This window comes from Acinetobacter sp. 1294596 (assembly GCF_000582925.1).
In the GTDB taxonomy this organism is placed as follows: Bacteria; Pseudomonadota; Gammaproteobacteria; order Pseudomonadales; family Moraxellaceae; genus Acinetobacter; species Acinetobacter radioresistens.
The window spans coordinates 1-22,156 of record NZ_JFCC01000042.1; the positions used below are offsets into that span (position 1 = coordinate 1).

Genomic DNA, 22,156 nt, shown 5'->3' on the forward strand with positions numbered 1-22,156 from the left:
TTTATTTAAATTAACTTAAAGCTAATATCTATACATTTATATCTTTAGTATAAAAGTCTAATAGATTTTATTAAAATTTTAATTATGTAAAAAATTAAACTATGAAGCTGGATCAGGGCCAGATTGATTTAATTCTAATTAAAACCTTCTTGGAGCTAGATTTCAGCAGATAAAAAATGGTAAAACTGAATCAAGATTACTTTCTAAAAACAAAAAATAGGCAACTAATGTAGAAAAATGGTGAATTAAGGTAGTTTGTTATAATAATAAGGCTAGGGATAAAGCTAGAATGTAAGAGAGCCAAGGAGGTTAGGGATTCTAAATGAATAACAATTGTGATGACCACGATACTTACCATATTTTTAATCTGATTGGTCAGCATACTGAACTTCATCTTATTTTAAGCGCGGCAAGTACCTGGCTAGAGTCCCGCATTTCAAATGTTCTTGTAGCAATTATGCTTTATTCTGAACAGGAACAAATTCTGAAATTTACTAGCGGCAAGCAGAATTTTTCTAAACAGTATGGGGAGACCATAGACAATATAAATATTGCACCAGATGAAAGAACATGTGGCAGGGCAGCATATTTGCGTAAAATGGTCGTCAGTGAAAATTTATTGAAAGATATTTACTGGACTCCCTATCAGGCCTCGATCAAGCTCGAAAAGCTTTATACCTGCTGGTCGACGCCTATTCTTAGTGCACGGGGAACTCTTTACGGGACGTTTGCAACTTATTATCGGACATTAAGAAAACCTACTGATCATAATATCAAGTTATTAAAACAGGCTGCGGCCATGGTTGCCTTGGCAATCGAACTTGACCTTGAACGCAAGCAGAGAATTGCAATAAGCGAAAAATATAGTTCTTTTTATACTTATCACCCTGATGCAATTTTTGAAATTGATACGCAAGGTATCATGGTGAGTACAAATATTGCCTCTCGTAAAATTATTGGTTTTTCTGATGAGCAAATCAGGGGAAAGCATTACAGTTCATTTTTACCTGCTGAATATCGTGATATTGCAGATAAAGCGTTTAAAGAGGCAATGCAGGGAAATGCACAATACTATGAAATTCCGGCTTATCATGCTTCTGGTGAAATGATCTGGCTCGATCTGACTAATTTACCGATTAAACAAAATCATCAGGTAACAGGAGTATTCGGTATTGCCCGTGATATTACATTACGGCGTAAAAATCAGGAACACTTGCGGTTATTAAAACGTGGAGTGAATGCCAGTCCTAATGGAATTATAATTACGGATGCTACCACCGAGCGAAAAATCGTTTATGTTAATCCAGCCTTTTTACATATGACGGGTTATACCGAAGAAGATGTTATGGGCAAGACATGCCACTTTTTGCAAGGACCGGAGACAGAAGCTGAAAAGATTGCTTTAGTACAGCAGGCTTTAAAAGAACACAAAGAGATACAAGTAACCGTTAAAAATTATCGTAAAGACGGGAGCTGGTTCTGGAACCGTTTAATGTTGGGTCCGGTTTTTGATGAGGCAGGTAGATGTACACATTTTTTGGGAATTCAGGAAGATATTACTCAACAGCGTATTCATGAAGACTATATTACCCATCAGCATAGTCACGATCATTTGACTGGTCTAGCTAACCTGCAGACCTTTGAAACCAACTTACAGCAGGCCTTCGAAACTCAACATCATAGTTCCCAGCCTTTATTCCTCTGTTATATTGATCTAGACGATTTTAAGCCGCTCAATGATAGTCTGGGGCACCTGATTGGTGACCAGATTATTAAAAGTGTAAGCGATCGCCTGCAAGCACTTTTACAAACTGGCGATTTCCTGGGCCGTTTTGCAGGTGATGAGTTTGCGTTATTAATGGTGAATCGAAATAAACGGTCAGAAGTAATTACAACTGCTGAAGAGATTCTAAAACTCTTTACACAACCTTTTCAAATTGATGAGCATAAAATCCATCTGAGTGCCAGTATTGGTATTGTCGCTGATGACTGTTCTATACAGCGTTCGTCAGAACTTTTATATCATGCTGTTTTAGCCATGAAAGAAGCAAAAAGACAAGGTCGTAATACCTGGCACTGGTATGAAGAAGCCAATAAAAAAGTTATGCCAGAAATTGACTATGCGCACTTACGCCTAGAGCTGATGGAAGCTTTAAACGATAATCAATTTAACCTCTTTTACCAACCCTTGATTAATCCTGCAACAGGTCTGGTCAAAGGCGTGGAAGCACTCATCCGCTGGAATCATCCACAGCGGGGATATATCTTTCCTGATATTTTTATTCCTTTAGCTGAAAGAACGGGACAGATTGTTGCAATTGGACAATGGGTGCTCAAAAAAGCCTGTATGGATATTGCTGAATGGAATAAGAATCATCAGAGTCAGCTTACTGTTTCGGTTAATATTTCACCTTTACAGTTTCGTAGAGCAGGTTTCTTGCAAGAACTGGAACATGCACTGGACATTAGCAAATTAACACCTGAACTTCTCAAAATAGAAGTCACTGAGGGTATGGTAATTATTGGCGCTGACCGTGCTATTGAAATTTTAAAATCTATACGAGAGCTAGGGGTACAGGTATCTATAGATGACTTTGGTACAGGTTATTCCAGTTTGAGCTATTTACGACGTTTACCAATTAACCAGATCAAACTGGATCGCAGTTTTATTGAGCATCTTACAGAGAGTGACCAGGATGCTGCGATAGTTCAGTCCATTATCCATCTGGCCCATCAATTAAACCTGGAAGTTGTAGCCGAAGGAGTTGAAACCCTGAAACAGGCGGCCTTTCTCTACCAGCAGGGCTGCGATCTTTTACAAGGTTATTTTTATGCCCGTCCTGCACCTATAACTGAATTAAAAACCATCTATATTTCATCATTAGGCTAATACGTACTGCAGAAGAATAAGGTCTAAAAAATAAATTGCATAGTACACCTATGACAAGAACATCGCTGTTTCTCATATAAATCAAATTGTATTCAAGAACTGAATTAGTTGGTGCCCCATAGATGCTACTCATGAGTAATGACATTTGTTACAAATAACACCATCAATAGAATGATTAAATACGGATAAAAATTGGAGGCTATTAAAAGGCATTTGCAGAGTCAGAAAATTCTGGCTGTTGTGGGTTGATATAATTTTTACAGTACTATAACTAAATAAAAAAACTTTTGGCTAAGAATTTGATGAATTCAATCTATTGTTATTGGTTTATTATTTTCTAAACTCTAAGAAGTCATATTTAAATATTCAAATAACAGTTGACTGATAAATAAAGCCCTTTTTAAATTCTATCACTTCACAGGCTGATATATTTTCAATTTAACTTGAGTTTTACTCATTATAGTGTTGTTTTAATCGGCAAATATTATTATAAGATTTTGTTTTTTATATTTATAATTTATTTTAAGGTTGTTTTTTAAGCATTCGCAAAAGTGAATAAAATTGTGTTTAATGTATCTATATTGAATTTTATTAATATTAAGGCTGATTTATGAGTAATACTTCTCCTCAAGCCCGAAAGCTATATGCTGGCTATAAAGCTGATCATGTGGGCAGTTTCCTGCGTCCTTTAAGACTAAAAGAAGCACGTCAAGCTGTTGCTGATGCCAAGTTGAGCCAAGCTGAACTTACTCAGATCGAAAATGAAGAAATATTAAAGATTATTGAGTTGCAAAAAGAAAATAATATCAAGGCAATTACTGATGGCGAATTACGTCGTGCTTGGTGGCATTATGATTTTATGGAAAACCTGATCGGTGCTGAAGGGTATGAGGATAGTGTCGGTTTAAAGTTTCATGGTATCGAGACCAAGCCCCATAATGTACGTATTGTAGGCAAACTCGATTTTCCAGAAAATCATCCACATCTGGCGCATTATAAATTTTTGCATGATGCGGTAGGCACTAATGGTATGGCCAAAATGACCATTCCAAGTCCAAATATGATGATGCGGCCTAAATTACGTTTTAATAATACGTATGGTGAAGATATTCAGCAATATGTGGTTGACTTGGGACTGGCTTACCGCAAAGCAGTACAAGCATTTTATGACTTGGGCTGCCGATATTTGCAGATTGATGATGTATTCTGGGCGTATTTGATCAGTGAAGAAGACCGTGCGCGTGAGCAAGCCGCCGGGGTCGACTTGGACCAGTTAGCTGACTTTTGTGTTCAGACCCTGAATATTGCCCTTGAAAATAAACCCGAAGATCTGGTGGTTGGTCTGCATATCTGTCGTGGTAATTTTTCTTCTACCTGGCACTACCAGGGTGGATATGAATCCATAGAAGACTATATCTTTAAACATCTTAAAAATATAGACCGCTATTTTCTGGAATATGACACAGAGCGCGCAGGTGGTTTTGAACCTTTAGCTAAACTACAAGGCAGTAATGCAGAAGTTGTTCTCGGTCTGATTACTTCGAAGGTAGAAGAGCTGGAAAATAAACAGGCCATCATCGCACGTATTCATGAAGCTTCCCAATATTTACCACTTGAACAGCTCGCACTTAGTCCACAATGTGGCTTCTCTTCAACCGAAGAAGGAAATAGGGTCCCTTACGACGCACAGTGGCGCAAACTTCAATTGGTGAATGAAATTGTGGCAGAAGTATGGGGAGAGTAATTTTAGAATTAACTCTATTGGATAGGTATTAAGTATAAAACTGGATAAAAAATCCAGTATTCTAAAAATAATAATAAAAAATTAATTATAAGAGAAACTTTATAAGAAAATTTTTTAACTTATTACAAGTAGCCAGTTTTATAAAAAAGTTAATTTTAATAAAACTAAAGACTGGCTCATTATTTTTTTAACTATAAACTTAAAATAAAGGATTATTCTAACAGCTTTAATATTCTTGCAGCTAAAAACCAAACCTAAAATATAATTTGAAAATATATTTTAATTTAATAGATTAATTTTTAAAATCCTTTATTTATTTTCGACAGTATAAATATCAGGTGATGTTTTAAATGAAGATTAGAAATACGTTTTTATTCATTTTCGGTCTTGCTACAGTCTCTACAGGCAATATCCTTGCCGAGCCTTTGAAGCTACCGGCAGAATGGACACAAAGTATAGAGCCTTTCAGGATTGCTGGTTCTATCTACTATGTGGGTACGCGTGGTTTAGGCTCGTATCTTCTTGTTTCTGGTTCTAAAGCTATATTAATTGACACAGGCCTAACTGAAAATGCTGCTTTAATTGAGCAGAATATACTGAAACTTGGGCTAAACCTTTCAGATGTAAAGATTATTTTGGTCAGCCATGCACACTGGGATCATGTTGGAGCTTTAGCGCAAATTCAGAAGAATACAGGTGCTAAAGTATTTGCTATGGATAAAGAGGTTACAGCTTTAACAACAGGTAAGCCTAAAGGAGACAATATTCTTCAGTCCTTTTCTTATACTCCGGTTAAAGTTGACCATATATTAAGAGATAAAGAAGTCATTAAAATGGGAAAAATACATCTTAAGGCAACCTTAACTCCCGGCCACACTCCTGGGTGTACCACTTGGTCAACCAGTTTAAAAGAACATGGAAAAACTCTGAATGTAGTATTTCCATGCAGCTTATCTGTTGCCGGAAATGTATTATTGAATAATCAGACTTATCCAGGTATCGTACAGGATTATCAGCTGAGTTTTCACCGCTTAAGCAAAATGCCTGCTGATATTGTACTGACCAGCCATCCTGAAGCAGCCGATCTTATGAATCGAAAAGCGAAGTCTGAGGCAGGACAGCTTGATGCTTTCACAGATCGGAAACTCCTGGAAAAAATTATTAAAGATGCTGAATTTTCTTTTAATCAGTCTCTTGATAACCAGAAAAAATAATATATTAAAAGAGCCTCTCTCATAAAGACGGCTCTAATTTTTCTTAAATTAATACTAGCCCATTCAAACTATAACCTTACTTTCACTTTATTAAAGGTTGCCCCGAAATAATTAATGATCATGGCTATCTGGTTGCTCAGTCACACGCTCTTTCGATGTGTGATCGGTTTGAGCATCATAGAGAATCTTGCCATTAAACATAGTCATTAGAACCTGTGCATTTTCCAGTTCCTCAGCCTTTTCCAGTTCCTCAGCCTTAAGCTTATATAAATTATGGCTCATTACAACCAGATCAGCAGCCTTACCTACCTCAATTGAACCAGTTTCGTTTTCAGCAAAAATTGCTTCAGCGCCGTTGATTGTATGGCTGGCAAGCATTCTGCTTAAAGGGATGCCAGATTGAACACCGGCAGAGATTCGCGTCATCGGATAGAATTCACGTACTGGATAATCACTAGATGAACTAAGCTGTACATTGGTATCGAAAAATGCTTTAGGTAAGGGATGACCATCTGCACGGATACCTAATGAGAGAAAGCGCGGTATAGTCGGGATAGCCTCATCACTGACGTGTGTAATCATGTGGCGTGCATCGCGCTTGCCATTCTGTTTTTGGGCATACTCCAAAGCATCAAGCATAAGGTTGTAAGTACTGGTTGGCCCTATATCATGAATATAGATGCGGAATTTTTCACGGTCCAATGCAGCTACGGTTTTTTTCAGAACTTCCTGATCCCAGACGACTGAACCATATGTACTGCTTGCACCTGTGCCAAAAATTTTGATTGAATCTGTCTTGAAGAATTTGCCATGATATTTTGCACGGCGTTCTACGAAACCTGGAATCTGTTCAGTACCACGTGTTTCATCTGCCCATTGTAATAAATTATAACGCACGGTTAATTCACCTTCACTATCTAGAGCTTTTATAGCCTCCAGAAAACTGTCTGTTGGATAATGCAATGGCACAAGAACAGAAGTCACACCACGCTGTGGCGCCAGATTTTTTTTGAAATGAAAGTATGGCAGCTTTATATTCGGCTACTGTAAAGTCAGGTTGGGGAAGTGTACTAATAACCAGATTTTGTGCTCCAAACTCACGGAAGATTCCGGTTGGGGTACCTTGGCTATCGCGGTCAATAAATGCTCCCACCGGGTCTGGAGTAGTTGCATTGATACCTGCATTTTGCATGGCTCGGGTATTTGCCCATACTTCATGGTGTCCATGAGTAATAAATACAGCCAGAATATCTTTACCCACAATTTCATCCAGCAGTTGTGCTGGCGAACGTCCTGCTGCTTTTGCCTGTGCCAGTACATAGTTCAAGTTCCATCCGACACCACGTACCTGCTTGGCTTCAGGCTGCTTTGCAAGAAAATTCTGGGTAGCCGCTTTATAAGAGTCCAAAGAAGGGGCTTCCAGATTTACCCAGTATATATTTTCTGCACGTAAATAAGCATGATTATGCGTATCTACAAAGCCAGGGAGCAACATTTTTCCCTTCAAGTTTATTATTTGGGTGTCCTTGCCACGCCACTCTTTTAGTCCCGTATCATCACCTACATAGACAATTTTACCTTCTTTGACTGCTACCGCTTCTGCTTCTGGCAATTTGGGGTCCATGGTATAAACTGAACCGCTTTCAAAAATCAGATCCGCTGAGCGTATCTGCTCATATTTATCATCACCACAAGCAGCCAAGGTGAGGGCTAAAGTGCTTGCCAGCGTAAGCTAAAAAATATGCGGTGTTTTTGAAACATAATAGGGTCGTCCTTGTTATTATTTCTGGGTTACTACCTGAAAATAATTTAATAAAAGTTTTCTTGATTAATAGTCTTGATCTGAAATGTTACGCCGCATAACTTAGGAGATAATATGAAATGAGTCAAAAACCTAAGCGGTATATTATTATACCTTTAAAGGTATAATTAAAATATAAAGGTCTAAACTTATAATATAATTAAAAAATATTTTTAATATTTCATTCTAGAGATTTTATAATCAGTTAAATATAGAATATCTTGATTGATTAATCATTTTATTTCGAGAATACAGAACTTAAAGAAATATATTTTATCGAGAGCTGCCTTTAAAATTGAACAGATGAGATAGAGAGTAGAAAAATTATTATGGTTAAATACTTAATTAGTGCGTGTCTGGTTGGTGAGAATGTGCGCTACAACGGTGGAAACTGCTTGCAGGAAAAGCTGAAATATTTAATTGAATCGCATCAGGCAATCAGTTTCTGTCCAGAAGTAGCAGGAGGGTTAAGTACACCACGATTACCTGCTGAAATTGTAGGTGGTCAGGCACAAGACGTATTTAATCAGCAGGCAGTAGTCTTAGACTCATCGGGTCAGGATGTCACACAGGCTTTTATAAATGGCGCCTATCAAACTTTGAAAATGGTACAACAGAATCATATCAGCCATGTCATTCTAAAAGCAGACAGTCCATCTTGTGGTTCAAAACTGATTTATGATGGCTCATTTACCGGAAAGAAAATTCTAGGCGAAGGAATGACTGCTATTTTACTTAGGCAGCATGGGATCATCGTGATGACTGAAGATGAATTTATGGAACAGCTTAATTAAACTTTTATAGAAAAATTCTGATGCTATGTCAGACCTTATTTATTCTTAATAGAATAGAAGAGCCATAAAAAAAGCCTTTATCTCTAAGATAAAGGCTTTTTAAATTTTGGAGCGGGAAACGAGACTCGAACTCGCGACCCCAACCTTGGCAAGGTTGTGCTCTACCAACTGAGCTATTCCCGCAATATGCAGCGTATTATAAGGCCTGTTCCGGGCTTGTCAATTAGCTGTTGTATCAACCGATGGGATTTTAAACTTTTTCACAACTCTATAGAGATATTTTTCAGTGTTAATTCCGAGAAATATTCAGTAAAACAGGACAAAAACTAAAAATAGTCTTTGTCCGGCTTGTTTAATCTGCACGTCGCCATAAGGTGCCCTGACGGGTATCTTCAAGAACCACACCTTGGTTCAGCAGATTTTGTCGGATGGAATCTGCTTTGGTAAAGTCTTTTGCTTTTTTCGCATCTACACGCTGCTGAATAAGCTCTTCAATTTCACTTTCAGACAATCCAAGTGCTTCCTGACCAATATCAGATCTCAAAAAGTCATCTACATTGTGCTGAACCAGACCTAAAATATTGGTCAGGTGACGCAATGTGGAATAAAAAACTTTAGCCTGCTCAGCATTTTCTTCTTTCAGGGCACGGTTGAGTTCCTTTGCAAGTTCAAACAGAACAGCCATTGCTTCCGCGGTGTTAAAATCATCACACATTGCGGCATTAAAGCGTTCAAGATGTATTTGACTAAAATGATCTGTCAGTTCTTCATTAAACTGCTGTTGGTATGCTTTAAAAGCATGGTAAAACCGGGTAAGGGCTGTTTTAGCTTCTTTAAGTGCTACATCAGAAAAGTTGACCGGACTGCGATAGTGTGAAGACACGATAAAATAGCGAATAACTTCTGGATGGAATTTCTCCATCACGTCACGAATAGTAAAGAAGTTACCGAGAGATTTTGACATTTTCTCGCCGTCTACATTAATAAAACCGACGTGCATCCAGTAATTTACATATTGTTCACCAGTTGCGGCTTCACTTTGTGCAATCTCATTTTCATGATGTGGAAATAGCAGGTCACTGCCGCCACCGTGGATATCAAAATGATTGCCGAGGCAGCAGGTCGACATGGCCGAGCATTCAATATGCCAGCCTGGACGTCCTTTGCCCCATGGAGAATTCCAGAAAGGCTCATTTTCTTTGGCATGTTTCCAGAGAACAAAGTCAAAAGGATGTTTCTTGTCGACTTCCACATCAACCCGATCAGAGGCTCCCGCTTGCATGTCATCAAGTTTTCGGCCAGAGAGACGACCATATTTATTGAACTGTTCAACCTGAAAGTAAACGTCGCCATTTGTTGCCGGGTAAGCACTACCATTGTCTACCAGCTTGCCAATCATGTTCTGCATCTGGTCGATATATTCAGTTGCGCGTGGTGCTTCATCCGGTGCAAGACAGCCAAGACGATGCGCATCCTCATTCATGGCCTGAATGAAACGGTCGGTCAGAGCCTGGATTGTTTCGCCATTTTCGTTGGCACGTTTGATAATCTTGTCATCAATATCAGTAATATTACGTACGTATTTGACTTCCCAACCCTGACTGCGCAAAAAACGGATAATATAGTCAAACGCAACCATGACCCGTGCATGTCCAATATGACAGTAGTCATACACGGTCATGCCGCAAACATACATGTCGATATGGCCCGCTTTGCGCGGTACAAATTCAACTTTTTTACGTTGCTCCGAGTTGTATAAAACAAATGGCTGCATACAGGTCTTCACATGCTCAAACAAAGGTAGTTCATCATAACTGAAGCGATATATTTCATAAAGTTTTATGCATTAATTTTATAGACTTGTGAAAAGTTCAGATTTAGAAAGCGGACTTTTACAGACCTATGTTAAAATGGGAAAAATTTTTCTCCTGACATTATTCAACTCTTAAAGAGTTAAGGTAAGTTGAGCTTGAATTCATCCAATATGACGCAGCAGATTGATTTTCAAAAAGTTGCTCGAGAAACATTACAGATAGAACAGCAGGCTTTAGAGATTCTGGCTGCACAGATTGATACACGCTTTGAACGCGCCTGCGAAATCATCTTGCAGTGTAAAGGCCGTGTTGTGGTTACAGGTATGGGCAAGTCAGGACATATCGGCCGTAAAATGGCCGCAACTTTTGCTTCAACTGGAACGCCTTCATTCTTTATGCATCCGGGTGAAGCAGGACATGGTGATCTGGGCATGCTGGTCCGTGGAGATGTGCTGATTGCAATCTCTAATTCTGGCAAAAGCGATGAAATCATGATGCTCATGCCTTTGATCAAACATCTGGAAGTGCCTTTAATTACTATCAGTGGTACTGAAAGTGGCCCAATGCCACAGAATGCTGATGTTGCATTAACGCTTGGCGAGTTAACAGAGGCCTGTCCGCTGGGTCTGGCGCCAACCTCAAGCACTACTGCTACATTGGCCCTAGGTGATGCACTTGCGGTCGCACTGCTAGAAGCGCGTGGCTTTACGGCGGATGATTTTGCCCGCTCTCATCCGGCTGGGGCATTAGGCAAACGTTTACTTTTGCATGTAAAACATTTGATGCATAAAGATGATGAGCTGCCAAAAGTCAGTCCTGATACACCGATGAATCAAGTTCTCTATGAAATTTCCAATAAACGCTTGGGTTTAACCACTGTTGTAGATACACAAAATACTTTATTGGGTATTTTTACCGATGGTGATCTGCGTCGTCTGATTGATCGTCAGCAAGGTTTTGATGTAAACCTGCCGGTATCGGAAGTAATGATCAAAGATCCGTATACCATTTCTCAGGAAGCGCGTGCTGTTGAGGCACTTGAATTATTACGTGATAAAAAGATCAATCAGTTTGTGGTCGTAGATCAGTCGAATAAAGTTATTGGTGTTATCAGTATGCATGATCTGATTCAGGCTGGAGTGAATTAAAACTATGGCATCGTATGTTTTACTTGAACAGGCTCGACATATGCAGGCCCTGGTTCTGGATGTTGATGGAATTTTAAGTGATGGTTTTGTTACTCTCACTAATAGTGGCGATGAAATCAAGTCTTTTGATATTCGTGATGGTCTGGGAATGAAGCTGGTGCAGCAGGCAGGTATGAAAGTCATCATCATTACCGGTCGCAGCAGTAATATCGTACATACCCGTATGTCCAGTCTGGGTGTTGATCTGGTTTATCAGGGCCGTGAAGACAAAGGTGTAGCATTACGTGAAGCCTGTGCGCAGCTTGGCCTTTTACCAGAAGACTGCCTGTATATGGGAGATGACTGGCCTGATCTCTCTGCTTTTGCGATTGCTGGTATGAAAGTTACTGTACCTAATGGTCATGTGGAAGTACGCCGCCGTGCAGATCTGGTCACCCAGTCAATGGGTGGTCGCGGTGCAGTACGGGAAGTGTGCGATATATTATTAAATGCAAAAGGTGTTTACCAAGAACTTCTTGAAAAATATCTTGCTGTACCACATTAATAACAGATGTCCTGATTTAAAGAACTTAGAACCACGCTTATGGATACCCGAGTTTTATACGTTGTTGCGATTTTAATAGCAGCCCTAAGCGGTGGTTATTATTATTTCAGTGGAAAGGGCAAACGGCTTGAGGTGAATTCAGGGCGTAACATGACTTATTCCGCAAAAGGCATTCATCTTACTCAAACAAATGAGCAAGGTAATCTGTATGTAAAAGCCAAGGTTGACCGACTGGAACAGGATATGCAACAGAAAACGTCCAGGCTTGATAATCTGGATGCTTCTATGTATGAGGACGGGACAGTTAATGCTACTTTCTTTGCACGTCAGGCCAATAGCTTTAACGACAATGAAAAAATTGTCTTATCGCAGGATGTAGTGGCTACCCGTTTGGGCGCACAAGGGCCTATGGAGTTTCGTACCGATAAATTGACAGGTTATCCCAAGCTAAAGCAGCTGGAAACTGACCATCAGGTTATTGTACAGTCACCTCAGGCAGAATTTGTAAGTCAAGGTTTAAAAGCCAATTTAAATAAAGGTCAATACGAATTCTTTAATATTCGAGGAAAGTATGTCCCAAGCACTTAATTATAACCGAACTTCAACTTTCCTGAGACAGGCTGTACTTACTGCATTGCTCGGAGTAACCTCTGTAGCCGCTTTGGCTCTACCTTCTGACCGTAATCAGCCGATATCACTGGTTGCTGACCGCGCAACCTATAATGAAAAAACTGGTATAACCACTTATACCGGTAATGTTATTATCGAACAGGGTACTATGAAGCTTCAAGCCAACTCAATTGTGGCTCAGCTTAATAAAAGCCGCCAGATCAGTACGATTACTGCTACAGGCAAACCTGCCAAGTTCCAGCAGCAGCTCGATACCAATAAAGGTCTGGCTCGTGGCGAAGCCCAAAAGATAGTTTACAATGCTGAAACTGGTATTATTACGCTTTCTGGTGGAGCTTATCTCTATCAGAATGGAGCAAGTATTCGTGGAAACACCCTGCGCTATAGCATGAATAAAGGCGATATCGAGGCTGTTGGCTCATCAAACAGTACAGGTTCATCGACAGGCCGGGTACAGATTATTATTCCACCATCAGCTTCAAAAAATTTCCCGGGAGCACGTGATTAATGGAGCAATCACTAAGCCAGCCACAAACCCTTACTATTAAGCATCTGGCAAAAAACTATAACAAACGCTGGGTTGTGAAAGATGTGTCTTTTTCCATGCAGAGCGGTCAAATTGTTGGTCTCCTGGGTCCAAATGGAGCCGGTAAAACGACCAGTTTTTATATGGTGGTCGGCTTGGTCCGTATGGATAAAGGTGAAATCCATCTGGATCATCTGGATCTTTCAGATCTGGCCATGCATGAGCGTGCGCGTAAGGGAATTGGCTATTTGCCTCAGGAAGCATCAATTTTTCGCAAGCTGACAATTGCTGAAAATATCATGGCGATTCTGGAAACCCGTAGAGACCTGAATAAACAGCAACGTCAGCAACGTTTGAATGAACTACTGAATGACTTCAAAATTACTCATATTAAAGATTCATTAGGTATGAGTGTTTCTGGTGGTGAACGCCGTCGGGCCGAGATCGCACGTGCTCTGGCTGCCGATCCGAAATTTATGCTGCTGGATGAACCCTTTGCAGGCGTTGATCCGATTTCAGTAGGCGATATTAAAGATATTATTCGTAATCTGAAAGAACGTGGCATCGGTGTACTCATCACTGATCATAATGTTCGTGAAACCCTGGCTATTTGTGAAAAAGCTTATATTGTCAGTGAAGGTGCAGTGATTGCAGAGGGTACACCGCAAGAAATCTTGGAAAATGAAACAGTGCGGCAGGTCTATTTAGGTGAGGATTTCACAGTTTAATTAGACAGTCTTTTTTTTGATCCTACTTCTAAACTGCTCATAAGCTCTTTTATTTTACTGAAATTTAAAATAAATCTTGTGAGCTTTTTCCTTAATTACAATTTTAAAAACCAGTAAAACTATTTAACAAAAATTACGGTTCAGTTATTAAAAATATGTAAAATGTAAAAGTTCCAAATTATACCTATAGCAAAGCGTTCAACACTGTAACCCTTTTATGAACAATAAAGTAATTAATAAAAAAGTTAATGGATTAATACCTGCGGTTCTATGTTTAACCCTAGCACCTTTAACTATCTTAAATGCCGCCACTCCTGGTGAAAGTTACCATACTTTAAAAACCAATCTTGTCCAGTTGTTCTCACCTCAGCATAATGAATCATATCGACAGGTAAATATTGCAGAACTTAGCAATTTTCAGCTGGATCGGTCTGCTATTCAGGAGTTGCCTGTAGTGGGTTCAGCTAGTCCGGCGTCTGTTTCGACTCAAGTCTCCACAGAGCTTTCACTGATTGAAGCAGTGCGACTGGCTGTGCAGCGTAATCCGCAAATCACTCAGAGTATTTCGTCTGTTGCTGCACAAAATGCCAATATTGATGTGGCCAGGGCTGGCTATTATCCACAGCTTTCAGGTGGTTTAAGTACGGGTGATATGACCACAGGAGAGCGGGGCCGACAGTTGCTGAGCCTGAATGCCATTCAGATGCTCTACGATTTTGGCAAGGTCCGCTCTGGTGTGAATACTGAACAAGCCCGATTACAGGCTGAACAGGCCAATGTGCTGGTCAGTATTGATGAGATTGCACTTGAAGTTGCTAATGCCGTGATTAACATTAAGCGGTATCAGGAACTTAGCCGGATTGCCTAGCAGCAGATCAGCGGTATTCAATATATTCTGGAGATTGCTAACCTGCGCGCTAAAGCAGGTATCAGCAGTCAGGCTGATCCGGTACAGGCCCAGTCTTATCTTGAATCCGCCCAGGCAAATCTAATTGCGCAGCAGTCTTTTCTGCGGCAGTATCAGCAACGGCTGCGTACCTTGCTGGGCTTTGAAGTCAGTCACACTGGCTGGATCATACCAGAAACACTGGTAGCCCGATCAGCGTTATATGAAGAGCCACAATTTACTACGATCCCGCAGATGATGCTTGCTCAGGCACAGGTCGAAATTGCAAAATCGCAAAGAGAACAAACCCGGTTAAGCCGTTATCCAACCTTGAATGTTAGAGGTTCGCTGAGCCAGGCAGTTAATGGCCAGAATCCCAACAATAATGAAGATGATGGGCTCTACAGCTCTGTCATGCTAGAGGCTACCAGCAACTTTTATCAGGGCGGGGCAGTAACTTCGCAGACACGCGCAGCGGGTTATGCGGAACAGGCAGCCCGCGCCAGAGTTAATGCAGTTTATCTTGATGTGCTGGATCAGGTACGGACTACCCGTGAACAGGTTGAAAACAAGCAGAGACAGATGCAGGTACTCGTTGCAAGACAGGCTACCACTGTGCGGACAAAAGAGCTCTATCAGGAACAGTATAAACTTGGAACGCGGACGGTAGTGGATTTGCTCAATGCCGAACAATCCATCCATTCCTCGGCTTCAGAGATTGAAATCGCCCGTTATGACATTTATGACAGTATTGTTCAGAATATCGCGGCAACAGGACGTTCACGTGATGTCTATGACTTAAATAATATTTCGATTCAAGGATTTGAAATTCAGCCATGAGTACAAAAATAAATTACCAGCCTTGGCTACAGGGCGTAATGACGGTTGCCCGACATTACCGTATTGAAACCTCTGAAGAGCGCATTCGTTTGCAGCTGGACTGGAACCAGATCCAGACTCTGGATGAGGTTCTGTTATTGATGACCCGTCAGGTAGGTTTAAGCTTACGTAAGAGCAAATTTACGCCCGATATACTGCTGAATCCCTGGCGTTTGCCGGTTCTGGTTGAATTCCAGAATGGACAGGTGGGTGTGATTGACAAGGCCGACACCGCCGGTAATGTCAGTATACAGCTGAGTGGCGATCAGGGCCTGGCGCAAAGTTTTAAAGTAGATGAGCTACAGCCAGTCATTAAAACTGTTTACATCCTCCGGCCTGAGAGTTCGGTACCTGATGCGCGGATTGATGAATATATCAAGCCTTATGAAGCTAACTGGTTCTGGAGCATTGTCCTCAAGGACTGGAAACGCTATATCGACATCATGTTTGCCTCTCTCATGGCAAATATTCTGGCACTGGCGACTATTATCTTTTCCATGCAGGTTTATGACCGAGTCGTACCTTCCCAATCCATTCCAACTTTATGGGTTCTGGCTGGAGGGGTACTGATTGCTGCGATCTTTGAATTTATCATGCGGGTTGCCCGGGTTTACCTGTCCGATATTATTGGCAAACGTGCTGACCTTAAAGTTTCAGATCGGGTATTTGGTCATGCATTACGGATTAAAAACAGCGAACGTTCAAAATCAACCGGAACTTTTATCTCCCAGATACGTGAACTCGAAGGTGTAAGGGAACTGGTCACCTCAACCACAATTAGTGCCATTGCCGATTTACCTTTTTTCTTTCTGTTTCTGGTTATCTTCTGGATCATCGGTGGCAACCTGTTCTGGGTGATGCTGCTAGTGGTACCGCTGATGATTATTCCCGGTATTCTGGCCCAGAAGCCGCTGGCCAAGCTTGCGCAGGAAGGCATGCGTGAATCCTCTATCCGAAATGCCATACTGGTTGAAGCCGTACAGGGAATTGAAGATATCAAGCTGCTACGGGCAGAATCCCGCTTTCAGAACCAGTGGAACCATATGAATGAAGTCTCTGCCGATGTCAGTATGAGACAGCGCAAGATTGTTGGCGTAATGACAGCCTGGACCCAGAAAATCCAAGGACTGACTTATGCCATTGTAGTGCTGGTCGGTGCCTTTGCCGTAATGGAAGGTGACATGACTACTGGTGCACTGGTAGCCTGCTCAATCCTGTCTTCACGTATGCTGGCGCCAATTTCACAGATTACAGGTGTGCTGGGACGTTTGCAGCAGGCTAAAGTAGCTAAACAGAGTCTGGATGAGCTAATGAAAAAACCGGTAGATCAGCCTGAGCGGGCCAGTCTGATTCACCGGCCTGTACTATATGGCAATTATGAGCTCAACGGCATAGTCTTTAAATATGGTGAAGATGACCCGAAACCCAGCCTGATGATTCCAAAGCTCAGTATCCGTGAAGGTGAAAAGATTGCCATACTTGGCCGCAATGGTGCCGGTAAAACGACTTTGCTACAGTTGCTGGCCGGAATGCAGGTTCCCCTGCAAGGGAACATTGACCTGGATGGATTAGACCTGAACCTGATTGACCCGTCAGATGTACGCCGCGATGTAGCTTTGCTTAACCAGAATGCTCACCTGTTTTATGGCACTATCCGCGAAAACCTGACTTTAGGTGCGCCTCTGGCCAGCGATGAGGATGTGTTAAAGGCACTGGCAATTACCGGTGCATTGCATTTTATTAAAGAGAAAAAAGAAGGCTTGGACCATATTATTCTGGAAGGGGGAATCGGGTTTTCGGGTGGGCAGCGTCAGGCATTGTTATTAGCCCGGTTACTGATTCGCCAGCCTAATATTTTATTGCTGGATGAACCTACCGCTTCTATTGATGACGTTTCAGAAAAACAGCTGATTGACCACCTTAAGAGCTGGCTGTCACACCGTACCCTGATCGTGGCAACCCATCGGCGTGCAGTGCTGGAACTGGTAGACCGGATTATTATTATAAATGAGGGCCGGATCATGATGGACGGGCCAAGAGACCAAATCCTGCAGCAAACTGTAGCAGCGCAGCCCCATAAGACTATTCAAGGAGGCCAGGCATGAATGATCACAAACCTGAACTGCAACGTTCTATGAAAGTGTCTTACCGGGAGCCTCCTTTACCCAAATCAAGTCTGGTAATCTGGATTGTCGGCTTATGCCTGTTGGTACTGCTGGTCTGGGCTTGGCTGTTTAAACTTGAGGAGGTCTCAACCGGAACCGGAAAAGTGATTGCGTCATCGAAAGAACAGGTGATTCAGTCCTTGGAAGGTGGCATATTGACCCGTCTCAACGTTAAGGAAGGTGATATTGTCGAGCAGGGACAGGTACTGGCCCAGCTTGACCCAACCCGCTTTGCCTCCAATGTAGGAGAGTCCGAGTCGCTGCTGGTTTCAGCACAGGCAACTGCGGCACGCTTACGCTCTGAGGTAAATGGTACGCCATTATCGTTTCCAGAAAGTGTACGTAAAGTACCGGCACTGGTTCAGGAAGAAACTGCGCTCTATTATTCAAGGCGCAGCAATCTGGAACAGTCCATGTCGGGACTTAAACAGGCGTTGGAGCTGGTCAGGCAGGAACTGGTTATGACCGAGCCGCTAGTCGCCAAAGGTGCAGCCAGCGAAGTTGAAGTCCTGCGTTTAAAGCGTGAAGCCAATGATCTGCAAAACCAGATGAATGATTTGCGTAACCAGTACTATGTAAAAGCACGAGAGGAACTGGCCAAAGCCAACACAGATATTGAAACCCAGCAGCAGGTGGTCAAAGGTAAATCTGATACTCTGCAGCGTACCACTTTCAAGGCGCCGGTCCGTGGAATTGTAAAGGAAATTGATGTAATGACCCGCGGTGGGGTAGTGCCGCAAAACGGTAAGCTGATGACGATTGTTCCCCTGGATGAACAGCTGTTGATCGAAGCACGCATCTCTCCCAGGGATATTGCTTTTATTCGGCCGGGACAGGATGCGTTGGTAAAAATCACGGCCTATGATTATTCAATTTACGGTGGACTCAAGGGGAAGGTAACTGTAATTTCACCGGATACCATTCGTGATGAAGTGAAGCAGGACCAGTTTTACTACCGGGTTTACATCCGTACCGATACGGACAAGCTGATCAATAAGGCCGGGCAGAGTTTCGGAATTACCCCGGGGATGGTGGCAACGGTAGATATTCGTACCGGACAGAAAACAGTATTGGACTATCTGCTTAAACCATTTAATAAAGCTAAGGAAGCTCTACGGGAACGTTAAGAAACTTACTTTGAAAAGCCTCCTGAGGGAGGCTTTTTTATTTTTAAAATTAAACCGGTTATACTTAATATTTGTTGCAACATGTGATGGTGATATGCCGTTTACAATTTCCTCCCCAGTCCAGTTTGAAGAAGAAATCAAGAAGAGTCGGTTCCTTGCAATTGCTGCGCCTGTAGATAATGAACAGGCAGTAAAAGATTTTCTTGAAACTTATAAAGATCATAGTACTACTCATCAGTGCTGGGCTTGGAAAATTGGGCATCAAATCCGTTTTAATGATGACGGGGAACCTTCGGGAACAGCAGGCCGTCCTATTCTTGCCACTATTGAAGGGAATGAACTTACCAATATTATTGTCTTGGTTAACCGCTGGTATGGTGGAATCAAGCTGGGTACAGGAGGGCTGGTACGGGCTTATGGTGGATGTGCTGGACAGTGCCTGCTGCTGGCAGAAAAGGTTGAAGTAATTGAGAAAAAACAGGCTTACTTCTGCTGTCATTTTAATGAATGGGCTATATTGCAATATGAACTTAACCAGCAGCAGATTGAGTTTCAGGAAAATTATACAGCTACAGGAGTAGAAGTAGAGTTACTTTTGCAGGTGCATCAGATTCATTCCTTTAATTTAAAACTTCAAGATATTAGCCGGGGACGGGAACAGCTAAAATTACAGGAGCAGGAGCATGCCTGAACAGGATCCTTTACTAAAATATAGAGATCAGCATAAGCACCGCTTGAATTATATGCCTTGGCTGTACTATACGTTAAAGCCCCATCATCGGGCCTGGGCCGAAGCATGGCAGCAGGAATATCAGGCTTATCTGATGGAAATGGAAACAGTAGAGATTGGTAAAAACTGCTTTATTTCACCACTTGCCCATATTTTTGCCGAACCGGGACGCAAGATTATTATTGGCGATCATAGCTTTATTGCAGCAGACTGTACCTTACATGGTCCAATTGAGATCGGGCAGGAAGTCGCGATTAATCACCATTGTATTTTAGATGGTGGTCGTGCTGGAATCTGTCTACACGATCAGGCCAGGATTGCCGCTTATTGTCATCTGTATGCATTTGATCATGGTATGGCACTTGAACAGGCGATCTACCAGCAACCGGTACGTTCTCAGGGAATTGAGATTGGGAAAGATGTGTGGTTAGGTGCACATGTTGGTGTAAAAGATGGTATCAAAATAGGAGCACATGCAGTAGTCGGTATGAATAGTATGGTGACACATGATGTGGCTACCTGTGAAATTGTGGCAGGAAACCCGGCTAAACTGATTCGCTATCGGAAATAAAAGCTGCATTTTAGTATAGAATATTTATAAATGATTATTTTACTGGCAGGTTTTCCAGTTTAAAAAATTAACGCATAAAGTACTTGCTTTGTGATAGCTTAAGTTATGACATTAAAACATATTGGGCGTTAAGACCTAAAGAGAGGCGTAAAATGAACCGTGTAATTGCATGTATTGACTCATCTCCATGTATCAATGCAATTGCTGAGGCAGCTGCCTGGATAGCATCGAAAACACAACGAGAACTAGTGCTATTACAGATTCTGGATTATTACCCTGCCAGTTATCATTTGGGAGAAATTAGTGGCGTAATCGGCTTTGAAAGTAATGCCATGCTCTTGAAAGAACTGGCAGAGCTTGAACAGAAACAAAGTGAACTTGCCATGGATTATAGTAATAATCTGCTTAAACATATTTCCAATCTGATTCAAGAAAAATATGGTATTACCTGCACTAAAATTCAGGAAAAGGGAGATTTTCTGGAGCAGAGTTTCAATTTACTCCATGAAGAAGATATTGTTGTGATTGGCCGTGTGGGTGAACGCTCTGCTGAACGTAACAAAGCAATTGGCAGTAACGTTGAAAATTTTATCCGTGGTGTAAGAAGTACGGTAATGACGGTAGGTGAAACGTTTAAGCCACCAACACGGTTTATTTTTGCCTATGAGTATTCACCGACCTGTCTTGCCATGATGCGCCGCATTGCAGTGAGTGACCTGCTTAGACAGTTGCAGTGCCATTTGCTTTATGTAGGTGACCAACCGGAGGTTCTAAATGAGCCTACTCAGTTCTTGAAGAATGCAGGACTCGATGTTGTAGTAGAATATCGCTATGGAGATGTAGCAGAAAATATTTTAGATTATCAGCGTGAACATGGGATTCAGATCATTGTTCTGGGAGCCTTTAGTCAGAGTAAAATTCGGCAGTTTTTCTTGGGCAGCATTGCCACAACTATTTTCCGTAACGCGACAGTTCCGCTATTAGTAGCAAAATAATTGATCTTTAAAGACTAATCTATTTAGCCATTAATATATTTAGAATAAGTTGTAAAGTTTTAAATAGTATTAAAAAAGTCCATATAGTTATCCGCAATTACTGTGGATAACTATATGGACAGTATATGTAATATATTGGAATTTAAAAATTTTTTTATAGTGATTGTTTTTTATGCTTTTGAGTTTTTATTTTACAATAGCTAATGCAAACCCATCGTGGCCTTTACTCCCGACTGTTTGTAGAGCTGTAGAAGATAGAAGCCGTGGGTGATCTTTTAAGGCCTCAAACAAATCGCGTATACCCTCAATACTTGGTTTTTTATTTTCAGGATTGATGATTTCACCGGCACGTATGACATTGTCCATGAAAATTAAAGTCCCTGAACGTGAAAGGTTCAAGCTTAATTCCAAGTATTCAGAATAACTCTGTTTGTCGGCATCGATAAAAATAAAATCAAAAGGTTCGGCATTCTGTTTAATTAATTCATTTAAAATATCAGCAGCACGTCCAACTTTTAAATCAATTTGAGCTGCCAGTCCGGAATGCTCGATATTTTCCTGTGCGACAGCAGCATGAGCTTCACGGCCTTCGATAGTAAGCACATAACCTTCATCACCCAGTGCTCTGGCTAACCAGACTGTGCTATAAGCAGCAAAAGTACCCAATTCCAGAATTCGCTTACAATTGTTCATCTGAATCAACATTTGCAGAAGCATTCACTGATTAGGGGCAACTGCCAGATGTTCAGGCAGACCTCGACGTGCTGTATTATCTACAGTTCGTCCTAAACATGGATCATCGGGAATTAAATGTGAATCAATAAATTGGTCAACCTCTGTCCACATCTGCTGCATAATTTGATCACCTGTATTTTCATTGAGGCAATTGTAAGCCTTTCTAGTCAGAGTTCAATTTACCTTAAAAAGATTCGCTGGTTTTTTCTGCAATTTCTGATTGTAAAAAAGGAGG

17 protein-coding genes, 1 tRNA gene and 2 pseudogenes are annotated in these 22,156 nt (G+C 41.3%); 15 read left to right on the forward strand and 5 right to left on the reverse strand.

The window, feature by feature from the left end; genetic code table 11:
- The first annotated feature begins 322 nt into the window (after window positions 1-322).
- The 3 genes from J502_RS12745 (at window position 323) to bla (ending at window position 5,848) form a co-directional block, all read left to right on the forward strand.
- On the forward strand, window positions 323-2,890 hold the full coding sequence (locus J502_RS12745; RefSeq protein ID WP_034684369.1) for a bifunctional diguanylate cyclase/phosphodiesterase: 2,568 nt from the start codon (window positions 323-325) through the stop codon (window positions 2,888-2,890).
- A gap of 610 nt (window positions 2,891-3,500) precedes the next feature.
- Complete coding sequence (locus tag J502_RS12750) at window positions 3,501-4,634, forward strand: 5-methyltetrahydropteroyltriglutamate--homocysteine S-methyltransferase (protein WP_034684371.1); 1,134 nt, start codon at window positions 3,501-3,503, stop codon at window positions 4,632-4,634.
- A 350-nt stretch (window positions 4,635-4,984) separates the two neighbouring features.
- On the forward strand, window positions 4,985-5,848 hold the full coding sequence (bla, locus tag J502_RS12755; protein ID WP_034684373.1) for a putative subclass B3 metallo-beta-lactamase: 864 nt from the start codon (window positions 4,985-4,987) through the stop codon (window positions 5,846-5,848).
- A 111-nt stretch (window positions 5,849-5,959) separates the two neighbouring features.
- Here bla and J502_RS12760 read toward each other — a convergent pair whose 3' ends face one another.
- Window positions 5,960-6,832 carry an amidohydrolase family protein gene (locus J502_RS12760; protein WP_081403957.1) on the reverse strand — a complete coding sequence of 291 codons (873 nt, stop codon included), beginning with the start codon at window positions 6,830-6,832 and terminating at the stop codon, window positions 5,960-5,962.
- Window positions 6,762-7,550 carry an amidohydrolase family protein gene (locus J502_RS12765; protein WP_005019682.1) on the reverse strand — a complete coding sequence of 263 codons (789 nt, stop codon included), beginning with the start codon at window positions 7,548-7,550 and terminating at the stop codon, window positions 6,762-6,764. The genes J502_RS12760 and J502_RS12765 overlap by 71 nt, the downstream gene beginning before the upstream one ends.
- Window positions 7,551-7,978: 428 nt before the next feature.
- Here J502_RS12765 and J502_RS12770 point away from each other — a divergent pair, with 428 nt between their 5' ends.
- Window positions 7,979-8,443, forward strand: coding sequence for a 2-thiouracil desulfurase family protein (locus J502_RS12770; protein ID WP_005019684.1), 465 nt, complete (start codon window positions 7,979-7,981; stop codon window positions 8,441-8,443).
- A 107-nt stretch (window positions 8,444-8,550) separates the two neighbouring features.
- On the opposite strand, the gene J502_RS12775 is transcribed toward J502_RS12770, so the two are convergent.
- A tRNA-Gly gene (locus J502_RS12775) sits at window positions 8,551-8,626 on the reverse strand.
- Window positions 8,627-8,795: 169 nt separating this feature from the next.
- On the reverse strand, window positions 8,796-10,217 hold the full coding sequence (gene cysS, locus J502_RS12780; protein ID WP_005019687.1) for a cysteine--tRNA ligase: 1,422 nt from the start codon (window positions 10,215-10,217) through the stop codon (window positions 8,796-8,798).
- Window positions 10,218-10,427: 210 nt separating this feature from the next.
- Here cysS and J502_RS12785 point away from each other — a divergent pair, with 210 nt between their 5' ends.
- From J502_RS12785 to J502_RS12835, 11 genes and pseudogenes are all read left to right on the forward strand, one after another.
- Entirely contained in the window at window positions 10,428-11,405 is a 978-nt protein-coding gene (locus tag J502_RS12785) for a KpsF/GutQ family sugar-phosphate isomerase (RefSeq protein ID WP_005019693.1), read from the forward strand.
- A 4-nt stretch (window positions 11,406-11,409) separates the two neighbouring features.
- On the forward strand, window positions 11,410-11,949 hold the full coding sequence (locus J502_RS12790; protein ID WP_005019694.1) for a KdsC family phosphatase: 540 nt from the start codon (window positions 11,410-11,412) through the stop codon (window positions 11,947-11,949).
- Between the two features lie 39 nt (window positions 11,950-11,988).
- A complete protein-coding gene (gene lptC / locus J502_RS12795; protein WP_005019695.1) occupies window positions 11,989-12,537 on the forward strand; it encodes an LPS export ABC transporter periplasmic protein LptC in 549 nt (182 codons plus the stop codon).
- Window positions 12,521-13,087, forward strand: coding sequence for a lipopolysaccharide transport periplasmic protein LptA (gene lptA / locus J502_RS12800; protein ID WP_005019696.1), 567 nt, complete (start codon window positions 12,521-12,523; stop codon window positions 13,085-13,087). Before lptC ends, lptA begins: the two co-directional genes overlap by 17 nt.
- The gene (lptB, locus tag J502_RS12805; RefSeq protein ID WP_005019697.1) at window positions 13,087-13,833 is read left to right on the forward strand and encodes an LPS export ABC transporter ATP-binding protein; all 747 of its coding nucleotides are present in this window, start codon (window positions 13,087-13,089) and stop codon (window positions 13,831-13,833) included. The genes lptA and lptB overlap by 1 nt, the downstream gene beginning before the upstream one ends.
- Before the next feature lie 217 nt (window positions 13,834-14,050).
- Window positions 14,051-15,559: pseudogene (locus J502_RS12810) on the forward strand (TolC family protein).
- A complete protein-coding gene (locus J502_RS12815) occupies window positions 15,556-17,703 on the forward strand; it encodes a type I secretion system permease/ATPase (protein WP_034684377.1) in 2,148 nt (715 codons plus the stop codon). Before J502_RS12810 ends, J502_RS12815 begins: the two are co-directional and overlap by 4 nt.
- Window positions 17,700-18,890: an HlyD family type I secretion periplasmic adaptor subunit gene (locus J502_RS12820; protein WP_005406348.1), complete on the forward strand. Its 1,191-nt coding sequence runs from the start codon at window positions 17,700-17,702 to the stop codon at window positions 18,888-18,890. Before J502_RS12815 ends, J502_RS12820 begins: the two co-directional genes overlap by 4 nt.
- Before the next feature lie 94 nt (window positions 18,891-18,984).
- Window positions 18,985-19,581: an IMPACT family protein gene (locus tag J502_RS12825; protein ID WP_005406263.1), complete on the forward strand. Its 597-nt coding sequence runs from the start codon at window positions 18,985-18,987 to the stop codon at window positions 19,579-19,581.
- A complete protein-coding gene (locus J502_RS12830; RefSeq protein ID WP_005406480.1) occupies window positions 19,574-20,191 on the forward strand; it encodes an acyltransferase in 618 nt (205 codons plus the stop codon). Before J502_RS12825 ends, J502_RS12830 begins: the two co-directional genes overlap by 8 nt.
- A gap of 152 nt (window positions 20,192-20,343) precedes the next feature.
- On the forward strand, window positions 20,344-21,186 hold the full coding sequence (locus J502_RS12835; RefSeq protein ID WP_005404457.1) for a universal stress protein: 843 nt from the start codon (window positions 20,344-20,346) through the stop codon (window positions 21,184-21,186).
- Between the two features lie 186 nt (window positions 21,187-21,372).
- Here J502_RS12835 and J502_RS12840 read toward each other — a convergent pair.
- Window positions 21,373-22,041: pseudogene (locus J502_RS12840) on the reverse strand (O-methyltransferase).
- Window positions 22,042-22,156: the final 115 nt, after the last annotated feature.

Bases quoted from the DNA above. Each gene is read 5' to 3' on its own strand.
- J502_RS12745 (WP_034684369.1), top strand. From the start codon at position 323: ATGAATAACAATTGTGATGACCACGATACTTACCATATTTTTAATCTG.
- J502_RS12750 (WP_034684371.1), top strand. From the start codon at position 3,501: ATGAGTAATACTTCTCCTCAAGCCCGAAAGCTATATGCTGGCTATAAA.
- bla (WP_034684373.1), top strand. From the start codon at position 4,985: ATGAAGATTAGAAATACGTTTTTATTCATTTTCGGTCTTGCTACAGTC.
- J502_RS12770 (WP_005019684.1), top strand. From the start codon at position 7,979: ATGGTTAAATACTTAATTAGTGCGTGTCTGGTTGGTGAGAATGTGCGC.
- cysS (WP_005019687.1), bottom strand. From the start codon at position 10,217: ATGCAGCCATTTGTTTTATACAACTCGGAGCAACGTAAAAAAGTTGAA.
- J502_RS12785 (WP_005019693.1), top strand. From the start codon at position 10,428: ATGACGCAGCAGATTGATTTTCAAAAAGTTGCTCGAGAAACATTACAG.
- J502_RS12790 (WP_005019694.1), top strand. From the start codon at position 11,410: ATGGCATCGTATGTTTTACTTGAACAGGCTCGACATATGCAGGCCCTG.
- lptC (WP_005019695.1), top strand. From the start codon at position 11,989: ATGGATACCCGAGTTTTATACGTTGTTGCGATTTTAATAGCAGCCCTA.
- lptA (WP_005019696.1), top strand. From the start codon at position 12,521: ATGTCCCAAGCACTTAATTATAACCGAACTTCAACTTTCCTGAGACAG.
- lptB (WP_005019697.1), top strand. From the start codon at position 13,087: ATGGAGCAATCACTAAGCCAGCCACAAACCCTTACTATTAAGCATCTG.
- J502_RS12815 (WP_034684377.1), top strand. From the start codon at position 15,556: ATGAGTACAAAAATAAATTACCAGCCTTGGCTACAGGGCGTAATGACG.
- J502_RS12820 (WP_005406348.1), top strand. From the start codon at position 17,700: ATGAATGATCACAAACCTGAACTGCAACGTTCTATGAAAGTGTCTTAC.
- J502_RS12825 (WP_005406263.1), top strand. From the start codon at position 18,985: ATGCCGTTTACAATTTCCTCCCCAGTCCAGTTTGAAGAAGAAATCAAG.
- J502_RS12830 (WP_005406480.1), top strand. From the start codon at position 19,574: ATGCCTGAACAGGATCCTTTACTAAAATATAGAGATCAGCATAAGCAC.
- J502_RS12835 (WP_005404457.1), top strand. From the start codon at position 20,344: ATGAACCGTGTAATTGCATGTATTGACTCATCTCCATGTATCAATGCA.